Origin of the sequence: Pseudomonas sp. GL-RE-29, assembly GCF_019947275.1 — a bacterium.
Taxonomy (GTDB): domain Bacteria; phylum Pseudomonadota; class Gammaproteobacteria; order Pseudomonadales; family Pseudomonadaceae; genus Aquipseudomonas; species Aquipseudomonas fluorescens_A.
The window spans coordinates 16,762-27,247 of the sequence record NZ_JAGYGD010000054.1; the positions used below are offsets into that span (position 1 = coordinate 16,762).

Consider the following 10,486-nt stretch of genomic DNA (forward strand, 5'->3'; position numbering starts at 1 on the left):
TTGTTTGTCGGACTGTTTTTGGAGTATAGATGTGCAAACTTCTAATAAGAACGAACATAAAAGCCGGTCCATCATGCAAAAAAACATCACGTCTTTAGGCTCGTTGAACTGGGACGACCTCAAGTTTTTCCTTGAAGTCGCCCGGACCCGCAAAGCCAGCACCGCCGCCAAACGCCTGGCGGTCGACTACACCACCGTGTCGCGGCGTATCAGTTCGCTGGAAGCTTCATTGGGGACTTTATTGTTCGAGAAATCCCGGACCAGCGGTTTCGTCCTGACCGCTGAAGGCCAACGATTGCTGGGTTACGCCGAGTCGATTGAAAGCACGCTGCACATGGCCTGCGAGCAGGTTTCCGGTTCCGGAGTAGCGTTGTCCGGCCATGTGCGAATGGGCTGCACAGAAGGTTTTGGCAGCTTTTTCATCACACCGCAGTTGAGCCATTTCGTCGACGCCTACCCGGCGATCTCGGTGGACATTCTGCCGCTGCCGCACTTCATCAGCTTGTCCAAGCGCGAAGCAGACATCGTCATCGCCCTGGAGCGCCCCGAACACGGACCCTACGTGTGCTGCAAGCTGACCGACTACCGCCTGCAGCTGTACGCAACCCAGCAATACCTCGACAAACAGCCGGCCATCCGCCGCCCGGCAGACTTGGGCAAGCATTCCTTCATCAGTTATGTCGACGATCTGGCGTTCAGCTCGGAGCTGCTGTACCTGGCGAACGTGCTGCCCGGCGCCAGTGCCAATCTGCGCAGCACCAGCGTGATCGCGCAATTTGTGGCCGCACAGCAAGGGCGCTCGCTGGCGATCCTGCCATGCTTCCTTGCCGCGCAGGATCCACGTTTGCTGCCGGTGCTGCCGCAAGAGATCAACATCACTCGCCAGTTCTGGATGTACTGCCGCGAGGACCTGAGGAAGCTCAAGCGGATCACCCTGTTATGGGATTACATTCGCTCGGTGACTGAGCAGAATCAGCGCCTGTTGATGGGTGAAAGTCGAGAAATGTTGTTCGCCGATTAATCGGCGCTCAACTCCAGCATCAGTCCGCTCAGACGTTTGACCTTGCGTCTCACCGCTTCTTCAAATACGCCCGAACGCGGCTCGATCAGTGTGAACCAGTCCTTGGCCCGGGTAATACCGGTATAGATCAGTTCCTTGGTGAGCACAGGGTTCAAGGCATCAGGCAGGATTAAAGCTGTGTGAGCGAATTCCGAGCCCTGGGATTTATGCACGGTCATGGCGTACACGGTTTCAACGTCGTTGAGTCGACTTGGCAGGACGAAACGCACCCCGCCCTGCCCGTCGTTGCGTGGGAACGCCACTCGAAGAACCTGGTTGCCAGCGTCGGGGCCATCCCGTTCAGGCAGTTTCAACGCAATGCCGATGTCGCCGTTCATCAAGCCCAGACCATAGTCATTGCGTGTCATCAGCACGGGCCGCCCTTCGTACCATTGCTGGTCGCTGTCGATCAGGCGAGCCTTCAGCAGCGCATCGGTCACTCGCTGGTTCAACCCTTCCACGCCCCACGGCCCTTTGCGCACAGCACACAACAACTGGAAAGCGTCGAAGGCTTGCAGCACTTGCCGGGCCCATTCGGCCCAGCGCGCATCATCGAGCGGGCTGCCGAGCGCCGGCCGTTGATTGCGCAGCACACTCAGGTAATGCCGATAACCTTGCGGCCCTTCACCATGACCTTCGAGCAACAAACGCTCCAGCGCCCGATCCTGTTCGTTCTTGAGAGACAAGGAAAACACGTCGTCGTGGCTTCGAGCCGCCAGTAACTTGCGAGCCTCATCAGGTTGCTGCTGGTTGACCCAGCGAGCCAGCTGACCAATACCGCTGCCCTCGCCGAATCGCCGCGAGTGGCGCAACATCACTACTTGCTGGGCCAGGGGATGATTGCCTTGGGTGTCTTCTTGCAAGCCACTGGCTTGCAGGCTTTCACCGCTGACAGCCTCCAGCCATTGGCGTGTCTGCGGGCTGTACCAGCCAGCCTCGGCGTCGCGACACAGATCACCCAGCACGGCACCGGCTTCCACCGATGCCAGTTGGTCCTTGTCACCGAGCAGCACAAGACGGGCGTGGGCCGGAAGCGCATCGAGCAGATTGGCCATCATCTCCAGGTCGATCATCGATGCTTCATCCACCACCAGCACATCCAGCGGCAAACGATTACCGGCGTGATGCCGGAAATGTCGCGTACCGGGACGACTGCCGAGCAGGCGGTGAACAGTGGTGACTTCAGACGGGATTTTGTTGCGAATGGCGTCAGTGACTTTCAGCGTTCGAACTTGCTGGCTGATGGATTCCGTCAGCCGCGCCGCCGCTTTACCGGTCGGTGCCGCAAGACGAATGCGCAGCGGCTTGCCGGCTTCGACCGCCGGTGCCTGGAGTAACGCAAGCAAACGCACGACCGTTGTGGTCTTACCGGTACCCGGACCGCCGGTGACAATACTGAATGCACTACGGGTAGCGAGGGCACAAGCGAGTTTTTGCCAGTCGATCACCTCACCGGACTTGGCCGGACCGAACAACCCGGTGAGGCGTTGAGGCAAGTCATCCGGTGTTGTTTCGTGTTCCGCCAAGCGTTGACGCAATGAGTTGTCAATCCGTCGCTCGTAAGCCCAGTAGCGACGCAGATAGAGGCGTTTGCCTGACAACACCAATGGCCGCTGCTGTACGCCTTCGCGCCCATCGGCCGCCAATGCGACCAGACGGCTGGAAGCCAGTGCCTTGCACCAATGAGCGCCGTCCAACGCCTCGAGCAACTGCGATGGCAGCAACATCACGCCACTTTGCAGATCGCCTTCCGGTGGCAGCGACAGCGCGAAGTCCGGCTCTTTCAATGTCTCGAACAGATCAAGGCAAACATGGCCGTGGCCCAATTGGTGGCTGGTCAATGCAGCCGCCAACAGCACCAAAGGATCATCGTCCGGTGCCAATTCGTGGAGGAAAGCCACGAAGGCTTTATCCAGTGCTCGCAACCAGCCACGTTCGACCCAACGCGCGAGCAACAACAGCAAGTCATCAGCGCGAGTCAATGGAGCAAGGTCCGCCAGGCTATCGGAATCCAATGCCGTCGGTAGCAAATCGGCGAAGGTGCGACTCATAGCAATACTCCCTGTTCCCAGGCGGGTTCGGCCTTGGGCTCTGGCTTACCTTGGAACATACGGTCCAGTCGTTCGATCAACTCTCGTGGCGGACGGGCGAAATACACGCCCTGACTGGCCGCACGCGTTCCCCTCAGGAAGATGTACAACGCCCCTCCAACATGCCGGTCGTAATCGTAATCGGCGAGTCGAACCTTGAGTTGGCGATGCAGGGCCAGAAGGTAGAGCACGTATTGCAGGTCGTATCGGTTATCGAGGATCGACTGCTCCATGGCCTGCTCGGTGTAAGACGCATCGTCGACACCGAGCCAGTTGGATTTGTAGTCGGCGACGTAGTAGCGGCCGTCGTGCTCGAACGTCAGGTCGATGAAACCCTTGAACATGCCATTGAGCAACACTGGCTCGGCGGCCACACGAGCCACGCCGCTGTGAGTGTACTGACACACCAACGCGTCGAGCTTGAGCACATCGACCTTGTGGCTGGCGAACCAGAATTCCATCTCGACCTGGTAGTGGGTCAATTGATCGAAAACCACTGGGGCTTGCCCGGTACCGACCGGCAAAGGAGATTTGAGCAAATGCTGCAACCAATCGCTCAACGTGGTTATCCAGCCTTTCCAGCCACGGCGATTGCAGCGACGGGCAATGGCGTCCTCCACCGCTTGCGGCGTGACGTTAAAACCTTCGTCGCCGGCCCACTCGAGCAATCCGTGGAGGAACGTGCCCGGATTCGGGCCACGGGGGAACCGATGGATATCGGCACCGCCAGTTAACATTTCTCGGGGAGCCTGCTGATCCAGACGCTCGTCGTCGAAGAGTTTTTGCGCCTGCGGGCTCTCGGGTGCTTCATCAGTACCAATGCTCAGACTGTCGCTGATGCGCAAGGCGCTGTAAGAGGCAATCCACCAGTTTTCGCTGGCCTTGCGTTTCGGAATCAACGGCGCAAGCAGCGCCGCTTCGTTCTGCGGTGGATGGTAAGACTCAGCGGTAGCTTGCGCCATCTCCCCGTAAACCAGCGCAGGGCAATCCTGCTGCAGATCTTCCAGCCATCGCTTCAAACCAGTCGACTCGGCCAATGACGCCCCGCCGCCCAGCAGATAACCCAATGCCGAAAGGTGCAACATCGAGCTGTTGTTACTGCCACGCTTGAGGTCCGTCACCCCCAGCCAGCAGGCATGTTGCGCCCGGGTCAAAGCCACATAAAGCAAGCGCAGATCTTCGGCCAGCCGCTCATCATCGGCCAGGGCAATCAACTCGGCAGTCGGGTTCAGGGTTACTTGAGCCTTGCCCGTGACATCGTGGTAATGCAACGGCAAACGGCTGCCATCCACCGGCTTCGCCGAACAAATAAACGGCAGGAAAACCAGGGGATATTCGAGCCCTTTGGATTTGTGAATGGTCACGACCTTGACCAGTTGCTCATCGCTTTCGAGTCGCAGGATCTGCTCTTCGCCGGCCTGGCCGGACAACGCCAGGTGCTCGGACAAATGCCGGATCAACGCCTGTTCGCCGTCGAGTTCGGCGGCTGCCTGTTGCAACAATTCGGACAGGTGCAACAAGTTGGTCAACACCCGTTCGCCATCGCTGCGTGCAATCAGTGCCTGGGGCAACTGGAAGTCATGCAGCAAGCGTCGCAGCATCGGTAACACACCCTGCTTGCGCCACAGCTCACGATAACCGCGGAACTGCATCACACGTGCTTCCCAGGCCAGTTCGTCTTGGTTGAGTCGCTCCAGTTCCGGCAATGACAAGTTCAGCGTGATACAGGCGAGCGCGGCACGCAGTGGCCGCTCGGCGTCCGGTTCGGCACAGGCTTTGAGCCAGGTCAGAACGTCGTGAGCTTCCTGAGCAGCGAACACCGAGTCCTTATCAGACAAATAAACACTGCGCACGCCTCGGGCAGACAGTTCTGCGCGGACGGCTTGGGCCTCCTTGCCATCGCGAACAAGGATTGCAATGTCCGCAGGCAGCAGGCCTTTGAGGTCATTGCCGTCCAGTACGAAACCCGCACGACCTTGTTGTCCGCCGTTGAGCAAAGCGGTGATTTCACTGGCGCAAGCGGCGGACAGTTGCTGTCGGTACACAGCACCGGACAATGGCTGCTCGGCGGACAAGTGCCAGATATTTAGCGCGGGTACGACCTGACCATCGATGCGCAGAACTTCCTTGCGCCCCTGGGATTCCACGGCCAGAAACGGTACCGGGTTGTCACCATTCTGCTCCCGAAACAGGAAGGCCCCGCGCCCGGACTCACGCGCCTCGGCACGTTCGAAAACATGGTTCACGGCTTTGACCATGCCATGACTGGAGCGAAAGTTGGTGCCCAGGGTATGCAGCCGGCCAGCGGTTGCCTGACGGGCGCGCAGATAGGTATAGATGTCCGCGCCGCGAAAGGCATAAATCGCCTGTTTCGGGTCGCCGATCAGGAACAGACCGCTCTCGGGATTGTTGTCTTCAATGCGATAGATGCTTTCGAAGATCCGGTACTGCACCGGGTCTGTGTCCTGGAATTCGTCGATCAGCGCTACCGGAAACTGTTCGCGGATCAAGGTCGCCAGACGCTCGCCACCCTCGGATTGCAAGGCTGCATCGAGGCGCAGCAACATGTCGTCGAAGCCCATTTCCGCACGGCGACGTTTCTCTTCCTCGAACCGTGCGCCTACCCAATGGGCGGCGTGTCGCAGTACTGCGGCATCGGGAGTCGGCAATTCATCAAGACGTGTTTTCAGGCCAGGCATTGCGTCCAGGCCGGGATGAGAGGGCACTTCGCCCTTCTTCCAGGCTTCAGCCATACCGTCGGGGGTCAGGCGCGTGAAGCCGGTACCGATATCCAGTTGTTCAAGGGATTCGTCTTCGGCCCAGGCTTTGATTTTCTCGAACCACGGCTCGAAGTAACGCGGCTGCATCTTGCGTCCATCGACACTCTTGCTGGCGACACCCTCGTGACAGAGGGCGAGCAGTTCATCCGCCCACTGACACCAAGGCATTTTGAGTTCAAGTAATGCAGCCCGTCGCTCTTGCAAGCATTCGGTAATCAGCTCCGCAGGTTCTTTACCTTCAACGCTGTCGCGCTCGCTAGCGAACAACCCTCGAACCCGTGGCAACAAAGCCGCCGGTCCACCCCAATTGCCGCGAACCCAATTCAATGCGTCGCCTTGCATCGGGTAGCAAAACAGTCGCCAGTAATCGCGCAGGACTTCGCCGAGCAAATCGCTGTGGTCGGTTTCCAGGGTTTGGGTAAACAGGCTGCCACTGTCGAACGCGTGTTCGCGCAACATGCGCTGGCACCAACTGTGGATGGTTGAAACCGCAGCCTCATCCATCCACTGCGCGGCGATGTCGAGGCGGTTTGCGCAACTGGACCATTGCTCCGGCAAGTACTGTCCACGGAGTTCGGCAATCAGGCCATCAGGTGCTGGCGTTTCATCGCGGAAATACCGTGCAGCTTCAGCCAGACGGGTCCGAATACGTTCGCGCAGCTCTTTAGTGGCGGCATCGGTAAACGTCACAACAAGGATTTGCGGAGGTAACAACTCGCGCCCGAAACCGCTGAGTTCCCCGCCGTGGCCGAGGACCAGGCGCAGATACAGTGCAGAAATGGTAAACGTCTTGCCGGTCCCGGCGCTGGCCTCAATCAACTGACTGCCGCGCAGCGGGAATGCCAGCGCCAAAGGTGTTTTGCTGGTCATGAGCGAGCCTCCTCGCTGGCCATGGAACGCCAGGGAGCTTCAAGCAGCGGCCGATAAAGAGCGTCACACCAATCGGGGAAAGTCTCGTCAGCAGTTAGCGCATCGAAATCAGCAAATTGACGTGCAAGCGCCACGCTTTCGCGTCGCTCACCATCAGTGGTGATTCCGTCGCCTTCATAAGCCTTGCGGGCAGCCGCCTCGGCTTTGACCGGATCGGTTTGTCCCAGCCAGGCGAAGGCGGTCTTCACCGCGGTCGGCAGAGGTTGGCGCATACCCGATTGCCAGGCTAAAAGCAGGTCGCCCAGTATCTGTAACGCTGAATGCTCTTCCATCGGACCGAGTATCAGGCTGTCGTCACTGGCCACCAACGCGGTGGTCAACGCCATACCGCTGGCGCAAGCAACCAGATGAATAACCCACGGGCGCGTCAACCGATGCCACTTGCGAGACTTGGTCGAGCCGATGCTGTTGGGGATTGTTGTGACGGACAGCAAGCCACCATCCGCACGTTGATGCAGACCGCTGAGCCAACCCTCGAGACGCAGGGCATGCAACTCCAGACTTACCGGGAGGGCACTGGTCAGTGGAGTGGGCCACAAAGCCAGGAGCTGTTGATAACGCTGAAGCAGATCCGGTAACGGCTCAATCAACTCACGCTGCAGACTTTCTCCAAAGCCGGCCATGGGTAACAGGCCACTGTTTTGCAAGCGTCGGGCCTGCGTCACCAGCGCCTGATCAGTGTCATCCGGATCTGCCAGTGCCGCTTCAAGCAAGCTCTGGCTCAGGCCATAGCGTTGCAGCGCGTCGAGTACAAATGGCTCTTCATCCGCTAAAGGTTCTTCGGCAGCTTCAAAGAACACTTTCAGTCGCTGACTGAAGAAATGCCGCACCGGGTTGCGCAGGAAATCCTGCAGCTGACCGAGACTCAATGGCTCTTCCTGAACGTGGGTATCCAGGATGCTGATGTCAGCGGCGCGATCCGTTTCTCGATGAAGCGCCTGCCACTCATTGGCGTAGCTGAACAGATCATCGCCTTCATGGAAGTACCGAGCGCTGAAAGGTTGCAGTGGGTGGTCCTGGGTAATGGCCTCAAGCAGGTCCGAATCGGGTTCGATCAATCGCCAGCCGCTGGCCAGATGGTCACGTAACTGGCCGATCAGTACCGACGCCGGACGTTCACTGTTGTCGCGAATGCTGCGGCCGACCCAGCTGATGTACAGCTGGTCACGAGCCGACAGCAGAGCCTCCAGCAATAAGTAGCGGTCATCCTCACGTCGCGAGCGATCACCTGGACGGTAGTCGCTGCCCATGAGGTCGAAGTCCAGTGGAGGTTGCGCTCGCGGGTAGTCGCCGTCATTCATGCCAAGCAAACAGACCAGTTTGAACGGGATCGCGCGCATGGGCATCAAGGTGCAGAAGTTAACCGCACCCGCCAGAAAGCGCTGTGACAAGCGCCCCTGATCAAGACCGGCAAGCCAGGCTTCACGGACGACAGTCAGAGGTAGTTCGTCCTGCAAGCCTACCGATTCACAATTATCGAGCCAGGTTTTACGCAGCTCTTCCAATTGGGTTAACAGGTACTCGTCATGTTCGTTACTCGCCTGGAAGAACAGCGACATCAATGTTTGCAGGCGTACGCTCCATTGCTGCGGCGATGCCGGTTGCGTGAGTTCGTAGTGGGCAATTTCGAGCGCGTCGAGCAGTGCTACCAATGGGCCGATAAGCGCCGCATCGAGACCGCCGATCTCGTCATAAGGCTCTATACCTTCACAGGCATCGGCACTGCCAACGGCATAACCGAGCAGCATCCGTCGCAGCCCAAAACGCCAACTGTTTTGCTCCAGCGCTTGAGGCAAGCCGAGGTTCGCTCGCTGCTGCGCATTCATGCCCCAACGGATGCCCGCACCTTCGATCCAGCGGTGGAGAGTCGGACGATCACGCTCCTCCACGCCAAAGCGAGCGCGCAATGCCGGAACGTCCAGCAGATCGAGAATTTCACTCACAGGAAAACGGCTGTCAGGCAGCTTGAGCAAATGTTCGACAGCGATCAATAACGGATCACGGCCACGCTGGCCCTGGTCAGCCAGCGTGAAAGGAATGAATCGTGGATCGTTGCGTTCAAGTTGACCAAACACCGCCCGAATATGCGGTGCATAGCTATCGATGTCCGGAACCATGACGATCACATCGCGGGGGCGCAATTGCGGATCGGCGCTGAAGCGCGCGAGCAACTGATCGTGAAGAATCTCGACTTCTCGCTGGGCGCTATGAGCAACTTGAAAGCGTATCGACTGGTCCTTTGTCAGATCAACTTCCGGCCAACGCTCGCGAGTCTCGCTGAGGGGTCGCAATTCAAGGATGTCATCCTGCAGCTGATTGAGCATGTTCAATGGCTGGCTGTCACTGAACAGGTCGATGCGACCGTCGCGAAAAGCCGAGCGATAGCTGTTGGGATCGTCGTAGCTGTCGAGCAGATTAATGTAGTCCCGCCCTTGCTTGCCCCATGCAGCGAGCAGAGGATGGGCATGTTGATGCAAGGTCTGTGGGTCGAGTACAAATGGCATACCGCTCTTGCGAGCCTGTCGCTTGTATTGATGCCGTAACAGATCTTTATCGGCGACGATGTCCGCCCAATGGTGACGACACGGGTTATGGACGCACAGCAACACCTGGCTGAATCGAGCTAGCCCGGCCAGAGCCTCCAGGGCTTGAGCGGGCAGAGAAGAAATGCCGAAAACGATCACCCGTGAGGGTAATCCGATAGGGGCAACTGCGAGGCTGTTGATGCGTTCGATAAATCGCTGATGCACGCCGGCGCGGCTTTGCGCCATGCCTTCTTCACCGACATCCAGCAACAGCGCGCGCCACAGTTCTGCTTGCCAGCAGTTGGCCGGGGTCAACGACTTGGCCTCACCTCTGCCATTACGTAATTGATGGCGCCCTTCTGCCCAGTCTTCGAGCCAGTCGGCCCTGTACACCTGATATTGGTCGAAGAGATCCGCCAACCGTTCAGCCAACTGATAGCGTTTGCGCAAATCGGGGTCATTGGTTAGAAAGCGTTGCAGAGGCTCGAAGTGCGGCAGGTTGATCAGTTGCGGAAGAAGCCGCATCAGGCGCCAGGTAAGCGGAGCCTTGTCGAGCAACGACTTGGCCGGAATTTCATCACGTCCCAGGACCATTCGATAAAGCTGCCACATGAAGCTGCCGGGTAACTGCACGTCGATGGCAGCAGCGATTCCGCAACCGCCCATGTCGTCATCGTCAGCATCTTCTGCGAGGGCCAGCTTCAGCCATTGGGCAATGCCGTTACTCTGTACCAGAGCAATTTCATTTTCCAAAGGAGCTAGCGGATAGCGTCGCATCCAGCTCACCACCAGGCTACGCAACTCGTCCAGACGGTTGCCGTGAACCACCATAAAACCAGCAGTAAGGGAGGTTGCGTCCGGCATATAGGCTTCCTTGGAAAATACAAACGCTAGGTCCGAACCTTAGCATTGTCGTGGGGTGATGACAGCGTGGACCTGTCCGGAAGTGCTGTACGAACTTTCCTGCGGACAAAACAAAACCCCAACTGCTTTCGCAATTGGGGTTTCGGAATTTAATCTTGACGATGACCTACTCTCACATGGGGAAACCCCACACTACCATCGGCGATGCATCGTTTCACTGCTGAGTTCGGGATGGGA

At 58.3% G+C, this 10,486-nt stretch carries 4 protein-coding genes; 1 reads left to right on the forward strand and 3 read right to left on the reverse strand.

Annotation, left to right across the window (positions count from 1 at the left end):
* The first annotated feature begins 73 nt into the window (after positions 1 to 73).
* A complete protein-coding gene (locus KGB21_RS28125; RefSeq protein ID WP_223507404.1) occupies positions 74 to 1,021 on the forward strand; it encodes a LysR family transcriptional regulator in 948 nt (315 codons plus the stop codon).
* On the opposite strand, the gene recD is transcribed toward KGB21_RS28125, so the two are convergent.
* From recD to recC, 3 genes are read right to left on the reverse strand one after another with little or no spacing between them, the layout of a single operon-like run.
* Positions 1,018 to 3,111, reverse strand: a complete 2,094-nt coding sequence (gene recD / locus KGB21_RS28130; protein ID WP_223507405.1) for an exodeoxyribonuclease V subunit alpha — start codon at positions 3,109 to 3,111, stop codon at positions 1,018 to 1,020. The genes KGB21_RS28125 and recD overlap by 4 nt on opposite strands.
* A complete protein-coding gene (gene recB / locus KGB21_RS28135) occupies positions 3,108 to 6,800 on the reverse strand; it encodes an exodeoxyribonuclease V subunit beta (protein ID WP_223507406.1) in 3,693 nt (1,230 codons plus the stop codon). Before recB ends, recD begins: the two co-directional genes overlap by 4 nt.
* On the reverse strand, positions 6,797 to 10,249 hold the full coding sequence (gene recC / locus KGB21_RS28140; RefSeq protein ID WP_223507407.1) for an exodeoxyribonuclease V subunit gamma: 3,453 nt from the start codon (positions 10,247 to 10,249) through the stop codon (positions 6,797 to 6,799). The genes recB and recC overlap by 4 nt, the downstream gene beginning before the upstream one ends.
* Positions 10,250 to 10,486 lie beyond the last annotated feature (237 nt).